Annotated in this window: 18 protein-coding genes; 9 read left to right on the top strand and 9 right to left on the bottom strand. The window is 52.3% G+C overall.

The genetic code is table 11. From position 1 onward, the window contains the following. The first annotated feature begins 14 nt into the window (after positions 1–14). From murI to Q8A57_RS01190, 3 genes are all read left to right on the top strand, one after another. Entirely contained in the window at positions 15–803 is a 789-nt protein-coding gene (gene murI, locus Q8A57_RS01200; protein WP_305169097.1) for a glutamate racemase, read from the top strand. A 57-nt stretch (positions 804–860) separates the two neighbouring features. After that, positions 861–1,325 carry a tetratricopeptide repeat protein gene (locus Q8A57_RS01195; protein WP_305169096.1) on the top strand — a complete coding sequence of 155 codons (465 nt, stop codon included), beginning with the start codon at positions 861–863 and terminating at the stop codon, positions 1,323–1,325. A 204-nt stretch (positions 1,326–1,529) separates the two neighbouring features. Beyond that, on the top strand, positions 1,530–2,054 hold the full coding sequence (locus tag Q8A57_RS01190; protein WP_305169095.1) for a lecithin retinol acyltransferase family protein: 525 nt from the start codon (positions 1,530–1,532) through the stop codon (positions 2,052–2,054). A 60-nt stretch (positions 2,055–2,114) separates the two neighbouring features. Here Q8A57_RS01190 and argF read toward each other — a convergent pair whose 3' ends face one another. From argF to Q8A57_RS01165, 5 genes are all read right to left on the bottom strand, one after another. Next, positions 2,115–3,032: an ornithine carbamoyltransferase gene (gene argF / locus Q8A57_RS01185; RefSeq protein ID WP_305169094.1), complete on the bottom strand. Its 918-nt coding sequence runs from the start codon at positions 3,030–3,032 to the stop codon at positions 2,115–2,117. Positions 3,033–3,038: 6 nt separating this feature from the next. Next, entirely contained in the window at positions 3,039–4,208 is a 1,170-nt protein-coding gene (locus Q8A57_RS01180) for an acetylornithine transaminase (RefSeq protein ID WP_305169093.1), read from the bottom strand. Between the two features lie 115 nt (positions 4,209–4,323). Next, positions 4,324–5,076 carry a PepSY-associated TM helix domain-containing protein gene (locus Q8A57_RS01175; protein ID WP_305169092.1) on the bottom strand — a complete coding sequence of 251 codons (753 nt, stop codon included), beginning with the start codon at positions 5,074–5,076 and terminating at the stop codon, positions 4,324–4,326. A 13-nt stretch (positions 5,077–5,089) separates the two neighbouring features. Then, on the bottom strand, positions 5,090–5,524 hold the full coding sequence (locus Q8A57_RS01170; protein WP_305169091.1) for an FMN-binding protein: 435 nt from the start codon (positions 5,522–5,524) through the stop codon (positions 5,090–5,092). Positions 5,525–5,646: 122 nt separating this feature from the next. After that, the gene (locus tag Q8A57_RS01165) at positions 5,647–6,885 is read right to left on the bottom strand and encodes a porin (RefSeq protein ID WP_305169090.1); all 1,239 of its coding nucleotides are present in this window, start codon (positions 6,883–6,885) and stop codon (positions 5,647–5,649) included. 234 nt (positions 6,886–7,119) lie between these two features. Between Q8A57_RS01165 and grxD the strand changes: the two genes are divergently transcribed. The 3 genes from grxD (at position 7,120) to Q8A57_RS01150 (ending at position 8,504) form a co-directional block, all read left to right on the top strand. Beyond that, positions 7,120–7,443 (top strand): Grx4 family monothiol glutaredoxin, encoded by a 324-nt coding sequence (gene grxD / locus Q8A57_RS01160; RefSeq protein ID WP_305169089.1) that lies wholly within the window; start codon positions 7,120–7,122, stop codon positions 7,441–7,443. Between the two features lie 167 nt (positions 7,444–7,610). After that, a complete protein-coding gene (locus Q8A57_RS01155; protein ID WP_305169088.1) occupies positions 7,611–8,216 on the top strand; it encodes a peroxiredoxin in 606 nt (201 codons plus the stop codon). 81 nt (positions 8,217–8,297) lie between these two features. Continuing rightward, positions 8,298–8,504 carry a SlyX family protein gene (locus Q8A57_RS01150; protein WP_305169087.1) on the top strand — a complete coding sequence of 69 codons (207 nt, stop codon included), beginning with the start codon at positions 8,298–8,300 and terminating at the stop codon, positions 8,502–8,504. A gap of 67 nt (positions 8,505–8,571) precedes the next feature. Here Q8A57_RS01150 and Q8A57_RS01145 read toward each other — a convergent pair whose 3' ends face one another. Next, positions 8,572–10,845, bottom strand: a complete 2,274-nt coding sequence (locus tag Q8A57_RS01145; RefSeq protein WP_305169086.1) for an NADP-dependent malic enzyme — start codon at positions 10,843–10,845, stop codon at positions 8,572–8,574. 344 nt (positions 10,846–11,189) lie between these two features. Between Q8A57_RS01145 and Q8A57_RS01140 the strand changes: the two genes are divergently transcribed. Together Q8A57_RS01140 and Q8A57_RS01135 are read left to right on the top strand one after the other, a co-directional pair. Further along, positions 11,190–12,437, top strand: coding sequence for an NAD(P)/FAD-dependent oxidoreductase (locus tag Q8A57_RS01140; RefSeq protein WP_305169085.1), 1,248 nt, complete (start codon positions 11,190–11,192; stop codon positions 12,435–12,437). 33 nt (positions 12,438–12,470) lie between these two features. Then, positions 12,471–12,791, top strand: coding sequence for a 2Fe-2S iron-sulfur cluster-binding protein (locus Q8A57_RS01135; protein WP_305169084.1), 321 nt, complete (start codon positions 12,471–12,473; stop codon positions 12,789–12,791). 103 nt (positions 12,792–12,894) lie between these two features. On the opposite strand, the gene Q8A57_RS01130 is transcribed toward Q8A57_RS01135, so the two are convergent. From Q8A57_RS01130 to pyrC, 3 genes are read right to left on the bottom strand one after another with little or no spacing between them, the layout of a single operon-like run. Continuing rightward, entirely contained in the window at positions 12,895–13,200 is a 306-nt protein-coding gene (locus tag Q8A57_RS01130; RefSeq protein WP_305169083.1) for a Niemann-Pick C type protein family, read from the bottom strand. Positions 13,201–13,260: 60 nt separating this feature from the next. Beyond that, on the bottom strand, positions 13,261–13,875 hold the full coding sequence (gene rnt, locus Q8A57_RS01125; protein WP_305169082.1) for a ribonuclease T: 615 nt from the start codon (positions 13,873–13,875) through the stop codon (positions 13,261–13,263). Then, on the bottom strand, positions 13,875–14,906 hold the full coding sequence (gene pyrC, locus Q8A57_RS01120; protein WP_305169081.1) for a dihydroorotase: 1,032 nt from the start codon (positions 14,904–14,906) through the stop codon (positions 13,875–13,877). The genes rnt and pyrC overlap by 1 nt, the downstream gene beginning before the upstream one ends. A 183-nt stretch (positions 14,907–15,089) precedes the next feature. Between pyrC and Q8A57_RS01115 the strand changes: the two genes are divergently transcribed. Continuing rightward, positions 15,090–16,310: an argininosuccinate synthase gene (locus tag Q8A57_RS01115; RefSeq protein ID WP_305169080.1), complete on the top strand. Its 1,221-nt coding sequence runs from the start codon at positions 15,090–15,092 to the stop codon at positions 16,308–16,310. Positions 16,311–16,389: the final 79 nt, after the last annotated feature.

Raw genomic sequence — 16,389 nt, 5'->3', positions numbered from 1 at the left:
CTGTTGACAGACACATGAGAGATTCGGGCCCCATCGGGGTGTTTGATTCAGGCATTGGTGGCCTGACAATTGCCAGAAAAATCAGGGAATTAATGCCTTGCGAAGATATTCTCTATGTGGCGGACAGCGGACACGCCCCCTATGGCGACAGGCCCGACAGGTACATTCTGGATCGCTCCTTTGCCGTTACTGACTTCCTTCTATCTCGCCAGGTCAAGGCGGTGGTTGTAGCCTGTAATACCGCCACCACAACCTGTATTTCTGAACTTCGAGCTAAATATCCAGTGCCTTTTATTGGCGTTGAACCGGGAGTTAAACCCGCAGTACTCAATAGCAAAAGTGGGGTAGTGGGCATTTTGGCCACCACAAAAACCCTGGTGACGGATTCATTCACGGAACTGGCAAAGCGTGTTTCCGATGGCATCAGAGTAGAAGTCATGCCCTGCCCTGAGCTGGTTGTCCAGATTGAATCGTTAAAACTCAGTTTTGAAGAGGCGGCGGGTTTGGTGGAAAAATATGTACACCCTCTACTTGCCAGAGGGGTTGATACCATCGTTCTTGGCTGTACACACTATGCACACCTTGCCCCGGTGATCGCTCGGGTAGCTGGTCCAGATGTTTCAATCATTAGCACAGAGCTGGCTGTGGCCAATGAGGTTTGTCGACGCCTTGAAAGCCAAGGGCTGACGGCAACAAATTCAACAACGGGCGGTGAAGAATTCTGGAGTAGTGGTGAGCTGGCCCTATTCCAGGCGCAGGTTCAGCATTTCTGGGGGCCATCATCACTTGTGCGGCAGTTTTAGCCTGGCCAGACTTACCACAGGACTTAAACGTCAAGCTGAGACTACCTTGGAGCACATATGAAAAATCTCATTTTCACATTTCTGGCATGGGTAGTTTCTGCAATGGTATCTGCAAGTGTTTTTGCAGAAACACCTGCGTTGAAGCCCATTGACCAGTATTACGCTCACGCCAGTGCCTCTGAGTGGGCTGAAGCGCTCCCCATTATCCGGTCGCTGGTGGAGGCAGATCCGAGTATGCCCTCCAGATGGTTTCAATACGGCACTTGTCTTGAAGCGCTAGAGTTATACCCGGGAGCCATTTCCGCATTTAAATCGGCGTATGAGCTGGACTCAACCGATTACGGAGCACAGTACCGTATCTTCAAAAATTACGCCCTGGCTGGAGATACCGCCGGGTTTGTCGCCTTTGCCAGAGAAGAGGTTTTAAAAACTCCACACATTGTTGAGTTAATCGCTCAGCGGCAGGAGTTTCAAGAAATCACATCCAGTGATGCTTATCAGCAATTTCTAAGCCAGCTATGAATGACAGTGAATACATTCACACCCGTAATTTGTAGCGTTCTATGGGGTGTTTTGCCGGAGTGATGATTTGTATTTTGCACAGCCTTTTGTGCTTACGTTATCAGTCGTTCCCACCGCCAAAAGTGGTGTCACGTAAAGCCAATAAAATCCGTTAAACTGCTATCATCTACCCATTGTTCAGGCCTTGGCGGAAGGGACGCTTTTATGGCTCGAGGTGACCACATCTATGTTCGGCGTTATGGTGGCGTCTATGCCCACCACGGCATTGATGCGGGTGATGGAACGGTGATTCATTATACCAGCAACCACTGGGTAACCCCGCGCCAGGTGCGGCGGACCAGCCTTGAAAAGTTTGCCCGCGGGGATGAAGTGCTGGTCCGTGACTACGAGCGTTTTTTTGAAACCTTAAAACGCGGTGACCTGATCGATCGCACCAGCCTTGGCATTAACAAGTTTATGGACAGCCTGCGGGGGCTTAAGGTCGAAGAGCTGGATTTTTCACCGGATGCGGTAATGAGTCGGGCTGAAAGCCGGCTGGGTGAATTTGCGTTTGACTGGATGTTTAACAACTGTGAGCACTTTGCCAGCTGGTGTAAAACCGGCATCAGTAACAGTGAACAGATTACCGATTTGTGGCGACAGGCTCTCACCGGCGGTAATTTTGCCAAGTATCGCACCAGTAAGGCGTTGACCAACCTGGTGGAGTTGCCTTGGCGGCTGTTGCGCTAGCTGCTGGGGCCATTTCCCAGCGCAGCAGGGATACCGGCACCCAGCGGGCAGTTTCGTGTTTTACTTCGCCGCTTCGGCGAGAAGGAACTCCATCAATGCCTTCTGGGCATGCAGACGGTTTTCGGCTTCATCCCATACCACGGACCATTTCGATTCCAGCATGGTCTCGCTGATTTCCAGGCCGCGATAGGCAGGCAGGCAGTGCATAAACAGGGCGTCTGCAGCGGCTTCACTCTGCATCACTGCTTCGTTGACCTGGAACCCGGCAAAATCCTTTTCACGCTGTTTCTTTTCCTGTTCCTGGTCCATGGAGGCCCAGGTGTCCGTTACCACCAGGTCCGCATTTTTCAGGGCGGCAACGGGGTCTCGAACGATGGAGACACGGTTGCTGAATCTGTCCAGTAATGTTTGTGAAGGTTCGTAGCCTGATGGACAGGCGATGATCAGTTCGAAGTCCAGCATGTCGGCAGCATTCATGTATGACTGGCACATGTTATTGCCGTCACCCACCCACGCGACCTTCTTGCCTTGAATACTGCCCCGGTGTTCCAGGTAAGTCTGCATGTCGGCAAGCAACTGACAGGGGTGGAATTCATCGGTCAGTGCGTTAATTACCGGCACGCTGGAATAGTCCGCAAAGGTAGAGATGCGGTCGTGCCCAAACGTGCGGATCATGATGATATCCACCATGCGTGAGATGACCCGGGCAGAATCTTCCACTGGTTCTCCGCGACCGAGCTGGGTATCGTTGGGTGACAGGAATAGGGCGCTGCCGCCAAGTTGGGCCATGCCGGCTTCAAAGGAAACCCGGGTGCGGGTGGATGATTTCTCGAAAATCATTGCCAGCACTTTACCCTCACAGGGGCGACCTGCCGTGCTGTTGCGGTGTTGCTGTTTGAGTTCGACAGCACGTTGCAACAGGCTTTTGAGCTCTGTCTTGGTCAGGTCCTGCAAGGTCAGGAAGTGTCTCAATCCCATAGTCTTTTACTCCTGTGTGAGTAGCTCACCCAGTGTTTGTACCAGTTGGTCAGCTTCTTCTTGGCTGATGTTCAGAGGCGGCAGCAGGCGAATCACGGACTGGGCAGTGACATTAATCAACAAACCTTTTGCAGCGGCTTTTTCCACCAGCTCGGTACAGGGTTGTTTCATTTCTATACCCAGCATCAATCCCTGGCCGCGAACTTCGATGACGTCATCCAGGCCACCGAGTCGCTCTGTCAACTGCTGCAGAAGGTAGTTGCCCATGTCGGCGGCCTGTTGGCAAAGGTTCTGCTCTTGAATGACCTTCACTGTTGCCAGCCCTGCGGCGCAGGCCAGGGGATTGCCCCCAAACGTGGAGCCATGGCTACCAGGCTGCATCAGTTCTGACGCTTTGGGCCCGGTCAGGCAGACACCAATCGGCATACCATTGCCCAGACCTTTGGCTGTGGTCAGCACATCTGGCAGGATACCCGCATGCTGGTAATTGAAATATTTTCCAGTGCGGCCATTGCCGGTCTGAATTTCATCCAGCATCAGCAGCCAGTCCTGTTCATCACAGAGCTGTCTCAGGCCTGTCAGGTAATTTGCCTCAGGCACACGAATACCGCCTTCACCCTGAATGGGTTCCAGCAACAGCGCGACTACTTTGCGGTTATTTTTAGCGATGGTTTTCAGCGCTTCGATATCGCCATAGGGCGCGCGTACGAAACCTCTGACCAACGGCTCAAAGCCGGCTTGAACCTTGCGGTTTCCGGTGGCTGTCAGAGTCGCCAGTGTGCGCCCGTGGAAGGCATTTTCCAGGACGATAATAGTGGGTTCATCGATGCCGCGCTTATTGCCCAGCATACGCGCCAGTTTGATGGCGGTTTCATTGGCCTCAGCGCCGGAATTGCAGAAAAACATTTTCTCAAGACCGGAGAGGTCGCGCAGCTGTTCCGCCAGAGCTTCCTGGTTGGGAATGTTATAGAGATTGGAGCAGTGGGTCAGCGTGGCAGCCTGCTCGGCAATGGCTTTTGTCACTTCCGGGTGGGCATGGCCCAGTCCACAGACGGCAATGCCGGAAATGGCGTCAAGGTAGCGATTGCCCTGATCATCCCAAACCCAGCTACCCTGTCCCCGGGTGAGGGTTATTTTTCGAGTGCCGTAATTGTTCATCAATGCGTTACTGGTCATCGCAATCTTCCAAAACAAAAAAAGGCAGTCGCCAGTTGCGCTGCCCAAGGTGCGGAATACTATAGGGATTTTTCAACAATGGCAATCATCCCGCGGCTTTGCGGGGTGTCAGGGTTTATTTACCACCACCATTGAGTCGGCGTCTGCTGTTCCAGGCCCAGATTCCGGTAAGGGCCAATACACACAAAAGAATGCCAATAATATCTACGAACCACACACCGGCGGCTCCAAAAAAACGCCCGCTGTGGAGGTCGAGAATCAGGCTTTCCAGCGATATTCCAGGTAGGGCACTGCTATCAATCTGCTTGAACAGCGCGTCAGGCACCGCAGTTGGTGTGCTCCATCCATCTTCTATGTTGGCTCGGACCGAGATTGACAGGCTCTCTGGATCAATGACATAGGTTTGTTGCGCATTACTGATAAGTATTTGGTTGTTGAGGGCCTGCAACCGGGTGATTCCCTCGGGCAACCCACTGAATGTATCGACTTTTTCGATTAACTCGCCCGATGGCGTGAGCAACAGCAGGGCATCCTCACAAAGTGCCAGCAACATATCCGGCACTCCAGCGGCGCCATGTAATGGTGCAGGGCAGGTGGCGACCGGTGCAGTATCCAGAAACAGGCTGTTGTCGGAAAGGCTTAGCCATTGATCGCCAATCCTGACACCTTCAAGCTGCGGGTGTTCCAGGCCATACCAGTTCAGCAGCCAGGGCCCCTTCAGGTGTTTGTCAGCCAGGTTCAGGGCGGGGGAGTGATTGAGCAGAATGCCGGTGGCTGCCAGGAATATCAGCATGATGGTAATACCCAATCCTATGCGGCGGTGCCACTTGATATTGAATAGAAAAATCTTGCGGAGTCTCTGCGGCAAGGGTACAGCTCTCTTATTCTTCTGGTTTCTGGAAGGCTTGCTGGTGATAGTAGAGGGCCAGGGCGGCAACTTTAGTTACCGCACGTACCGAGAGGGTTGCCCCGGTGATGCCATCAATATGTGTATCCAGATGGAAGTCTTCAGTTATTTTGACATCCGCATACTGCGCGGTAAATGACGGGTAGCGCACTTCCCAGCCACGGCTTTCGCGAAAGGCCAGAATTTTCACCTGTTGGATACGATTGTCGTTGATCACTACGCCAATGGTAATAGGCAATTCCTTGCCGATTTCTTCCATGATCCAGGCGGAGGTGTTGCCGTTATGCCAGTAGCGAGTGCGCAATCCACGCATGCTGCGATTCATGATCTGGCTGGCAATCTCTTTGCGGCCGGGGGTGAGCAGTAGGTAGTCCGCCTGGGGTTTGGTGTCCCCGAAAACTTCTGCCACAAACTCAGGCCCGGTCTGATACACCCCTTTGCCCCAAGCGCCGCCAATTACAGTGAAGAGTACGACAAAAAGGAGAGCCGCTTTCGCTGCTCTCCTCATGGATGTTGATAAATGTTGTTGGCTTAAAAGCTCCAACCTACCCCCAGGTTAAATCCACGCAGTTCGTCACCAACTTCTACTTCCTGACGCATGTAGTCTGCTTTCAGCACCACATTTTCTGCCAGCCAGTAGTTTACACCAATATCATATTGCTCTTTTTCGGTGTCACCGCTCTCGCCAGCCTGATTGTCCCATTCGCTGTAGCGGGCGAACAGTCCCAGTTTTGGAGAAAGTCTGTAGGAGGGTTCGATGTAGAAGCCTTCCTGCTCATCGGCACCGGCCTGAACGGCTTCAATGGCGTCGTCGATGTCCCAGTGAGCGTAAAGCGCACGAATACCAAAGGGACCGCTGTTGTAAATGGCATGGGCTTCCCACAATGTGGCGTCTGCTTCGTCTTCACCGCCGAAGGTTTCGCCCTGCCAAAGGTCGGACTGGTACTGAACGGTGGCGGCCAATTCCAGGCCGGGTACTCCGGTGTATTTCAGGCGACCGGTATAGGCGAGATCATCACCCTTTGCTTCGCTGGCTTTTTGGCGGCCATCACGAATTTTATATTTGCCATCCATGGGATTGATATACAGGCCCGAGTGCACACCTGCATCGTAACTCAGCCCCTGAGCCAGTTCGCCACTGAACATGGCACCAGCTTCCCACCAGGTAGCAGGCAGAATGTCTTTTTCAACATTGTTGCGTTCAACACCGTAGAAAGTATCGGGTTCGTGGGTCTCATTAATAATGCCCACTGGCATCAGGAACACACCGGCCTTGGCGCGGTGGTGCTGTGCATAATCGTATTCGATATAGGCTTGTTCGATTTCCACTTCACCATTTTTGCCTTCTCCCGCGACGTTGTGCTCGACTTCCAGTTCAGAGAAGAAGCGCAGATCATCATTAAATTGGTGGCCGAAGAACAGCACAAAGCGGTGCAGGTCGAACTCATCTTTGGAGTTGTCAGAATTATCAGACGTGAGGTTGTTGTAGTGGACCTCACCGTAGCCGCCAATAGTAGTTTTTTCAGCCCACTCTGCCAGCTTGGCAACGGGACCGGCGCTGACTTCTTCGACTGCGGCGAAGGTGGCTTCGGTTTTTTCTTCAGTCTGAGCGACACGTTGTTCGGTTTCACTGAGCTGTGATTTAAGTTGGGCAATTTCTGCCTGTTGCTTTTGCACTAATTCCCACATTTCTTCGAGTGATGGTGCTGCAGCCTGTGCTGTCGAGGCTAGCCCAATGGCGGCCGCGGCAAGCAGAGTCTTCTTGTACATGTTGCTTTCTCCGAATGTTCTTCTGTTGAATGCCTTTGGGTAAGACGGCCCAAACTATAACGAGAATCGTTCTCACGTGCAAACAATTCCTATTTGTATTAGCGTTATTGGTAGTGCTGTTGGGAAGTAAAAGAATTTTTTGACCGATGTAGTGTCAGATGCCGGTGAGTGGAGTAGAATAGTTGACCTTAATAGTCGACTATTACGTGGTTAAATATTTAGAGGTACATATCAATGGATATTATGGAAACCATTCGTGAGCAGGTAGAAGGTAACCCGGTCATTCTCTATATGAAGGGCTCTCCGAATGCTCCCCAATGTGGTTTTTCAGCACGCACCGTAGAAGCACTTATGGCGTGTGGCGAGCGTTTTGCCTATGTGGATGTTCTGAGTAACCCCGAGATTCGTGCGAACTTGCCAAAGTACGCGAACTGGCCTACGTTTCCCCAATTGTGGGTGAATGGTGAGCTGGTCGGTGGCTGCGACATCATCACTGAAATGCACGAAAACGGTGAACTCGCCGAGCTGGTTAAGGCTGCGGCACCGAAAGCCGAGTGATGCCTCCTTTAACGGGATTTGTTTTAAGTTGACTTATTGTGGTTATAGAGAATAACAATGAGACATAGTTGGTTCATTGTGTAAGATGACTTCTAATGTTTTGGTAAAGGGCTGCTGCCGGTAGCCCCAACACGATTAATAACTTAATTAAAAAGAGGAGTTAGACCATGGGAGTTTTAGTTGGTAAGCCAGCACCAGACTTTACTGCTGGGGCGGTAATGGGCAATGGTGACATTGTTGACGCGTTCACTCTGTCCGATGCCATCAAAGGTAAAAAAGCGGTCATTTTCTTCTATCCGCTGGATTTTACTTTTGTATGTCCTTCTGAGCTGATCGCATTTGATCACCGCTATGAAGAATTCCAAAAGCGTGGTGTCGAAGTGATCGGTGTTTCCATCGATTCAGTTTTCACCCACAACGCCTGGCGTAACACGTCCATCAATGATGGCGGTATTGGCCAAGTTAAGTACCCCCTTGTTGCTGATGTGAAACACGAAATCTGTCAGGCCTATGATGTGGAGTTCGACGCCGCTGGTGTTGCTTTCCGCGGCTCATTCCTGATCGACGAAGATGGTGTTGTTCGTCACCAAGTGGTCAATGACCTGCCTCTTGGCCGTAACATTGATGAAATGCTGCGTATGGTTGATGCCCTGAGCTTCCACCAGTCCCACGGTGAAGTGTGCCCGGCTGGCTGGAAAGAAGGTGATAAAGGTATGGACGCATCTCCGAATGGTGTTGCTTCTTACCTCTCCGAGAACGCTGATAAGCTGTAAATATTGGGTGTTCGCGTAAAAACCGCAGGGCTTGCCCTGCGGTTTTTTTGTGTCAGTAGTTTTTTCTTTGGGAGATAGGGGATGGATGAAGATCGATTGATCGATATCGAGACGCGGTTGGCCTTCCAGGAAGACGCCATTGAGCGTTTGAGTGATGTGCTCTATCGTCAACAGGAGCTGCTCGACCGCCTTGTGGCGCGCTGTGATCTGTTGGGCACAAAAGTGACCGAGCTGGCAGAGAAGTTGCCTGACGAGATGGGTGGTAATGAGAAGCCCCCGCACTATTGACCGGGGCTGATTTTCAATACAAAAAAACGCGGCTAATGCCGCGTTTTTTTTGCTCAAGAAAAATTGATTACTGATCAGATTTCGATGTGATGTCAGCACCGATGAGTGCAGTCATATTGAGAATGCCGCGACCGGATACCGACGGGATCAGAATGTGTGCAGGTTTGTCGCAGCCAAACAGGAATGGCCCTACAAGTCGTGCATTGGTGAGGGATCTCAGCAGGCCAAGTGTAATGCTGGCAGCATCCATGTTCGGCATGATTAGCACATTGGCACGTCCCTTGAGATTGGCATTCTGATAAATACGCTCTCTCAGGGTTTCGTTCATCGCTGACATAGCATGCATTTCTCCTTCAATCTGAAGGTCGGGGAACTGATTGCGCAGCTGCTCTGCCGCCCGTTTCATTTTGTGGGCAGATGGGTCATCGTAGGTGCCAAAATTGGAGTGGGATAGCAGCGCCACTTTCGGTTCAATGCCAAAACTTTTTACAAAGCCAATGGTGTTGAGCGCCGTTGCCACTACCTGTTCTTCTGTGGGGTCTACGTTGACGAATGGGTCGGCGAGGAACAGTGGCCCATCTTCCATCAACAGTACGCACACGGAAGACATTTGTGTGGTGTCGCTCTGGGGGAGGATGCTCTGGATATCGCGGAGATGGTTGTCGAAGCGACCGACCTTTCCGCAGATCAGGCCGTCGGCGTCACCCAGCGCGACCATAATGGCTGCCAGTACGGTGTTGTTGGTGTGAATGGCGTTCTGAGCGGCTTCAACCGATACACCGGACCGTCCCACATGCTGGTGATAGAACTGCCAGTAATTCTCGTGGTGATCCCCTTCCTCGGGGTTGATGATCTCGATGTCGATGCCAGGCTGAATTCGCAGGCCCATCTCGGCAATCTTACGGTTAATCACCGCTGGGCGACCAATCAGGATCGGGTGAGCAACTTTCTCATCAACCACGCCTTGCATGGCTCGCAGAACATCATCGTTTTCACCTTCGGCATAGGCGATGCGGGATGGATTGCGACGTGCCTGTTCAATCATCGGCTGCATAAACAGCCGGCTGCGGCTGACGTAGGAGTGCAGTTTTTGTCTGTAGGCCTCCAGGTCTTCAATGGGTCGAGTGGCAACACCACTTTCCATGGCAGCTTTAACAACCGCAACTGGGACTTCCTCAATCAGCCTGGGATCGAAGGGTTTCGGGATCAGGTATTCGGGGCCAAATTTCAGGACTTCACCGGCATAGGCTTCGGCGACGGCTTCGGAAGCTTCGCGATGAACCAGGTCGGCGATGGCTTTCACGCAAGCCTGTTTCATGGCGTCGTTGATCACGGTTGCGCCACAGTCCAGGGCGCCGCGGAAAATAAACGGGAAACAGAGTACGTTGTTGACCTGGTTCGGGTAGTCGGAGCGGCCGGTGGCGAGGATGGCGTCAGGACGCGCGGCCTTGGCAACTTCCGGCATAATTTCCGGTGTTGGGTTCGACATGGCGAGAATGAGAGGCTTGTCAGCCATCTTCTTGACCATGTGATCTTTGAGAATTCCGGGTCCTGACAGTCCAAGGAACAGGTCGGCATCGACAATGGCATCGTCCAGGGTGCGGTCTTCAGTTTCCACCGCATAACTTTCTTTCCAGGGGTTCATCCCGGCTTCTCTGCCTTTATATATAACGCCATTGCGGTCGATCATGCGGACGTTAGCTTTCTTCAGACCCATGCTGACCAGCAGATCCACGCAGGCAATACTGGCGGCACCGGCACCGGTCACCACCAGTTTGATATCTTCAATTTTCTTGTCGACGATGCGTAGGCCGTTATAGACAGCTGCTGCCGAGACAATGGCCGTCCCATGTTGGTCGTCATGGAACACGGGAATATTCATTCTTTCGCGCAGTTTGCGCTCTACCAGAAAACATTCCGGCGCCTTGATGTCTTCCAGGTTAATGCCGCCAAAGGTCGGTTCCAGGGAGGCAATGGTGTCGACGAGTTTGTCCACATCGGTCTCGTCGATTTCAATATCAAAAACATCGATATTCGCAAACTTTTTAAACAGAACTGCCTTGCCTTCCATGACAGGTTTGGCAGCCAGTGGGCCGATATCACCCAAGCCAAGTACTGCTGTGCCGTTTGAGATAACAGCTACCAGATTGCCCCGGGCAGTTACGTTGGCAACTTCCGTTGGGTTTTTGACAATGGCGCCGCAGGCATAGGCTACGCCAGGCGAGTACGCCTGTGACAGGTCGCGCTTGTTGGCCAGTGGTTTTGTCGGACGGATCTCAAGTTTTCCGGGAACTGGATGGGTATGGTAGTGGAGGGCACTTTCTTTAAATGAATCAGCCATTGTTATCTCGGTTAATTGGTTTGCTGGCCTGCAGGGCAGGGCGGCTATTCTAACGCCAATGATGTGGCGAATTCCATGTGTATGAGGTTGCAACGCTCGGTTTGAGGGCGCTGTAGTCTAGTTACAATTTCTAGATATTTCAAGTGGTATTCTTTGTTGGTTTTAGTGACGCCGCTTCCTGGATAAAATAATTTCTCTATATATTACATAAAGTAAAATAATTATCGCCAACTGAAGTCTTAGCTAGTTTTTCTACAATTAAGCATGTTTTCGACGTTGATTGTGAGTGGGATGGCGATGCTGCGGAGACCGCGGCTTGCCTTCCTTCAACGGCTGTCCTGATAATGTGCCCTTTTGTGGAGCAGGTGCAGTTAATGACTGGGCGGGTGATTATTGTCGGGGCGAGCCATGCGGCGGCCCAGCTTGCTCCGAGCCTGCGGCAGGAGGGCTGGACTGGCGATATTTGGATTATCGGTGATGATTCCGCCGTCCCGTACCAGCGTCCGCCGTTGTCCAAAGATTATCTGTCCGGTGAACGGGGCAGGGAGTCTCTGCAAATCCGCCCACCGGCTGTGTATGAAAAACATGGCATCAAATTGCTGAAGGGTCGAGTTGTGTCGATCGATCGAGCTTCCCGTTCTGTCTTACTTGAAAATGGCGAGCGTTATGGTTACGACAAGCTGGCGCTTTGCACAGGTGCCAGGGTCAGGCAGCTTCAGGTTCCTGGTGCCAACCTACAGGGAGTTCATTACCTGAGAACCTTGGATGATGTCGATGGCATACGGGGGCAGCTGCAGTCAGCTACTCGGGTGGTCATTGTGGGTGGTGGTTACATCGGCCTGGAATCGGCAGCGGCATTGCGAAGACTGGGCGTCAGTGTGACCGTGCTTGAGGTGCAGCCACGGCTGCTCGCCAGGGTCACTGCGCCGGAAGTGTCTGCTTTTTACCGACGGGTCCACACGGAAGAGGGAGTGGTTGTTCTCACTGACTGGGCAGTTGCCGCTATTGAAGGGGATGGTCAAGTCGCCGGTGTAGTCAGTACCGACGGGCGAAGACTACCCGCAGATTTGGTGATTGTCGGTATTGGTGTGATCCCCAATACGGAGCTGGCTTCAGGCTGCGGTTTGAAAGTGGATAATGGCATTTGGGTGGATGGATATGCAGCCACGGAAGATTCCAGAATTTTTGCGGCGGGAGATTGTGCCAATCACCCCAGTAGGCTACTGGGCAGGCGTCTGCGACTGGAGTCCGTTCCCAATGCGATGGAGCAGGCAAAGTCGGCGGCCGCAAGCATTTGTGGAAATCGGCTCTGTTACGACGGTTACCCGTGGTTCTGGTCTGACCAATACGACTTAAAGTTACAGATCGCCGGGCTTCATGATGGCTTCGATAACCTGGTGTTACGCGGTAATCCCGAGCAGGGCAGAAGTTTTGTTGCCTGGTATCTTCGCGGCAATCAGTTGTTGGCTGCAGATTGCATCAATCGTCCCAAAGAGTTTATGGTGGCTAGGCAGTTGCTGGTCAGTGGTATAGGCATCGATCCCGCACATTTGGCGGATGAAAACTTCGATCTAAAAGGCCTGATCAGTTAAAAAATTATTACAGGTAGTCATAAGGGTTTTTCAATGCCAATTATTCATTACGTGGAAGCTAACGGAGGCGAGTACGAAGTTGATGTGCCCGTCGGTAATACCGTGATGCAGGGTGCTGTGGACAACATGATCGACGGTATTCTTGCAGAGTGTGGAGGGGTGTGCAGTTGCGCCACCTGCCATTGTTATGTGGATGAAGCCTGGTACGACAAAGTCGGAGAACCCGAAGGCGCTGAAAAAATGATGCTGGAAATGGTCGTTGCACCTGAACCGACCAGCCGCTTGAGCTGCCAGATAAAAGTGACGGACGAGTTGGATGGCCTAGTCGTCAGGTTACCAGTTTCTCAATATTGATGGGTGTTGCTCTGCAATTTGTAGAGTGTCTCGAGCTGGCTATTAGCCAGCTCCTTAATCCTGAAGCTCTTATTTAAAATCTCTTAAATCTGAACCTCTTGTTCTAGAGCCCCTTAAACCATTCCTGAAAATATCGCCCTATATAGGGCACTTCGTTTTTCTTGTCGGTACAGGCCCCAACGAGGCTGATGAGCCAGGCGACCAGGATAATAATCATCCAGACGCTGGCGAGCGCATTGTGGATGGCCATGAAGAGAATGTTACCGATAAATCCGACCACCATGATGCCAAGGTACTGTCGAATGTAGTAGGAGGCAAAACTGTCACGTTTTTGCAGGTTCAGAATTAACGCGATAATCCAGCCGATCAGGGTAATGTGGGCGAGAATCGCCTTACCTTTGCCGCTCATGCTGCTTCTCCTATTGCTATGTAGGTGTTGCTCGGGCAGCTGGTGGGTTGCCTGGTTGTGTCAGCGCCAGCCGCCCAAGTCTTTCCATCGATTGACGATACCACAGAATAATTCTGCCGTCTTTTCAGCATCATAGGCTGCCGAGTGGGCCTGGCTGTTGGAAAACTCGATCTCTGCCGCTTCACAGGCTTTGGCTAGCACGGTCTGCCCATAAGCCAGTCCGCCAAGGGTGGCAGTGTCAAAACAGGAGAATGGATGGAATGGGTTGCGTTTAATGCCGGTGCGTTCTACGGCGGCATTAATAAAGCCAAGGTCAAAATGGGCGTTGTGGGCCACCATCACGGCCCGGCTGCAGTGAGATTCCTTGACCGCGTTGCGAATGGGCAAAAATATTTGTCGCAACGCTTCGTCTTCCTCTAGTGCCATTCTGTAGGGATTATTGAGATCTATCCCGGTAATATCCAATGCAGCCTGCTCGATATTGGCTCCTTCAAAGGGCAGTACCGAATGGCAGATTGTTTCAAAGGGCATGAGTTGACCATCATCGTCCATGGTGAGAGTCACGGCGGCAACTTCAAGCAATGCATCTGTACCTGAGTTGAAGCCGCCAGTCTCCACGTCAATGACCACGGGTAGGAATCCGCGAAAGCGGTAGGAAATGGGTGGATGGTCCATTAGATAACTCGCCACTGGCGATATTCGCCACCGCCAAGCGGTGTCAGTGTGTCGCCGCCAAAAGGAAGATAGGCGGGGCTTTGCCAGGGAGATTTTTCCAGCGTGATGGTGTCGGTATTGCGGGGCAGTCCGTAGAAGTCAGCCCCGAAATGGCTGGCAAAGGCTTCCAGCTTGTCCAGCGCTCCCGCCTGCTCAAAAGCTTCAGCGTACAACTCCAGCGCGGCGTGATTGGAGTAGCAACCGGCACAACCACAGGCGTTTTCCTTGCGGTGGGTGGCGTGGGGTGCTGAGTCTGTGCCCAGAAAGAACTTGGAGCTGCCGCTGGTTGCTGCGGCCAGCAACGATTGCTGGTGTTGCTGGCGTTTTAGGATCGGCAGGCAGTAATAGTGAGGCTTAATACCGCCAGCCAGCATCTGGTTACGATTAAACAGCAGGTGTTGCGGGGTGATGGTGGCTGCCACATTGGCGGAGGCCTCACCGACAAACTGGGCACCTTCGCTGGTGGTAATGTGCTCCAGCACAATTTTCAGGCCGGGAAAGGCCGTTGTCAGTTTGCCGAGGTGACGATCAATAAACACCGCCTCACGGTCGAAGATGTCCACATCGCCGTCGGTGACCTCACCGTGCAGTAGCAGGGGAAGCCCCACTTTTTCCATGGTTTCCAGCACCGGATAAATGTTGTTGAGATCCGTTACGCCAGAGTCCGAATTGGTGGTCGCGCCGGCCGGGTAGTACTTGCAGGCGAATACCATGCCGGAGTCTCTGGCTTGGACAATCTCTTCGGATGTTGTGTTGTCCGTCAGGTAGAGCGCCATGAGGGGCTCCCATGTGCTCTGTGCGGGACGATGTTGAATAATGCGCTCCCGGTAGTCCAGGGCCTGCTGTGTGTTGAGCACCGGGGGAACCAGGTTGGGCATCACAATAGCGCGACCAAAATAGCGGGCGGCATCGGGAACTGTAAATGGCAGGGCATCGCCGTCACGCAGGTGCACATGCCAGTCGTCAGGGCGGGTTATGGTGAGTTGGATCATGGGGAACTATCGGCATCAATTGGTAGGTAAATGCTACCGGAAACACTGCTCGCTTGATAGTCGCGGCTGGGTTCGAGATCTATAACAGATATTCGTGGAGGCGGTTTACTGTGAAACTGGCGCCCGAGCCATTAGAATATCCGCCCAGTTTTTACCTCAATTTTTCCAATCAGGAGACAAGTGGTGTCCGACATCAAAAAAGTAGTGCTCGCCTATTCCGGAGGGCTTGATACCTCAGTGATTGTTCGCTGGCTGCAGGAAACCTATCAGTGTGAAGTGGTGACCTTTACCGCAGATATTGGCCAGGGTGAGGAAGTGGAACCGGCGCGGGCCAAGGCTGCCGGACTCGGTGTTAAGGAAATTTACGTGGACGATCTGCGCGAAGAGTTCGTGCGTGACTTTGTGTTCCCGATGTTCCGAGCCAACACTGTTTACGAAGGCGAATACCTGCTGGGCACATCCATCGCCCGGCCGCTGATTGCCAAGCGCCTGATTGAGATCGCCAACGAAACCGGTGCTGATGCCATTTCCCACGGCGCCACCGGTAAGGGTAATGATCAGGTGCGCTTCGAGCTGGGCGCTTACGCGCTGAAGCCGGGCATCAAGGTGATTGCTCCCTGGCGTGAGTGGGATCTCAACTCCCGAGAAAAACTGATGGCCTATTGTGAAGAGCACAATATCCCTGTGGATTTTTCCAACAAGAAGAAAAAATCCCCTTATTCCATGGACGCCAACCTGCTTCATATCTCCTATGAAGGCGGAAATCTTGAAGACCCATGGTGGGAGGCGGAAGAGGACATGTGGCGCTGGAGTGTCTCTCCTGAAGCAGCACCTGATCAGCCCACCTATATTGAACTGACTTATGAGAAAGGCGATATCGTCGCTATCGATGGTCAGGCCATGTCGCCGGCAACAGTGCTGGCGCATCTGAATAAAGTCGGTGGTGAAAACGGTATCGGCCGCCTCGACCTGGTGGAAAACCGCTATGTAGGCATGAAGTCCCGTGGTTGCTATGAAACGCCCGGCGGCACCATCATGTTGAAAGCCCACCGTGCCATTGAGTCTTTGACTCTGGACCGGGAAGTCGCCCACCTGAAAGATTCATTAATGCCAAAATATGCAGAAATGGTCTATAACGGTTACTGGTGGTCACCCGAGCGTAAGATGATGCAGACCATGATTGATGAGTCGCAAGAGGTCGTAAATGGCAAGGTGCGGGTGAAGTTGTACAAAGGCAATGTCATTGTTGCGGGCCGTCAATCTGATGACAGTTTGTTTGACGAAAAGATCGCCACCTTTGAAGATGATGCAGGAGCCTATGATCAGAAAGATGCGGAGGGCTTTATCAAGCTCAATGCATTGCGCCTGAGAATTGCCGCCAACAAAAACCGTAAGTTGGGTTAGTGCTGGCCAGTCAGACTTGACGCAAATCAATACCGGCAACTGACACTTGGGGAATAATATGCGTGGAGTAGAAGTGGGG

Origin of the sequence: Porticoccus litoralis (assembly GCF_030676955.1) — a bacterium.
Lineage (GTDB): Bacteria > Pseudomonadota > Gammaproteobacteria > Pseudomonadales > Porticoccaceae > Porticoccus > Porticoccus litoralis.
Note: the sequence above shows the minus strand (reverse complement) of the source record. Positions and strands in the feature narration are given on the sequence as shown.

Excerpts from the sequence above, each read along its gene's own strand:
- murI (WP_305169097.1), top strand. The coding sequence starts at position 15 with ATGAGAGATTCGGGCCCCATCGGGGTGTTTGATTCAGGCATTGGTGGC.
- Q8A57_RS01195 (WP_305169096.1), top strand. The coding sequence starts at position 861 with ATGAAAAATCTCATTTTCACATTTCTGGCATGGGTAGTTTCTGCAATG.
- Q8A57_RS01190 (WP_305169095.1), top strand. The coding sequence starts at position 1,530 with ATGGCTCGAGGTGACCACATCTATGTTCGGCGTTATGGTGGCGTCTAT.
- argF (WP_305169094.1), bottom strand. The coding sequence starts at position 3,032 with ATGGGATTGAGACACTTCCTGACCTTGCAGGACCTGACCAAGACAGAG.
- Q8A57_RS01180 (WP_305169093.1), bottom strand. The coding sequence starts at position 4,208 with ATGACCAGTAACGCATTGATGAACAATTACGGCACTCGAAAAATAACC.
- Q8A57_RS01165 (WP_305169090.1), bottom strand. The coding sequence starts at position 6,885 with ATGTACAAGAAGACTCTGCTTGCCGCGGCCGCCATTGGGCTAGCCTCG.
- grxD (WP_305169089.1), top strand. The coding sequence starts at position 7,120 with ATGGATATTATGGAAACCATTCGTGAGCAGGTAGAAGGTAACCCGGTC.
- Q8A57_RS01155 (WP_305169088.1), top strand. The coding sequence starts at position 7,611 with ATGGGAGTTTTAGTTGGTAAGCCAGCACCAGACTTTACTGCTGGGGCG.
- Q8A57_RS01150 (WP_305169087.1), top strand. The coding sequence starts at position 8,298 with ATGGATGAAGATCGATTGATCGATATCGAGACGCGGTTGGCCTTCCAG.
- Q8A57_RS01145 (WP_305169086.1), bottom strand. The coding sequence starts at position 10,845 with ATGGCTGATTCATTTAAAGAAAGTGCCCTCCACTACCATACCCATCCA.
- Q8A57_RS01140 (WP_305169085.1), top strand. The coding sequence starts at position 11,190 with ATGTGCCCTTTTGTGGAGCAGGTGCAGTTAATGACTGGGCGGGTGATT.
- Q8A57_RS01135 (WP_305169084.1), top strand. The coding sequence starts at position 12,471 with ATGCCAATTATTCATTACGTGGAAGCTAACGGAGGCGAGTACGAAGTT.
- Q8A57_RS01130 (WP_305169083.1), bottom strand. The coding sequence starts at position 13,200 with ATGAGCGGCAAAGGTAAGGCGATTCTCGCCCACATTACCCTGATCGGC.
- rnt (WP_305169082.1), bottom strand. The coding sequence starts at position 13,875 with ATGGACCATCCACCCATTTCCTACCGCTTTCGCGGATTCCTACCCGTG.
- pyrC (WP_305169081.1), bottom strand. The coding sequence starts at position 14,906 with ATGATCCAACTCACCATAACCCGCCCTGACGACTGGCATGTGCACCTG.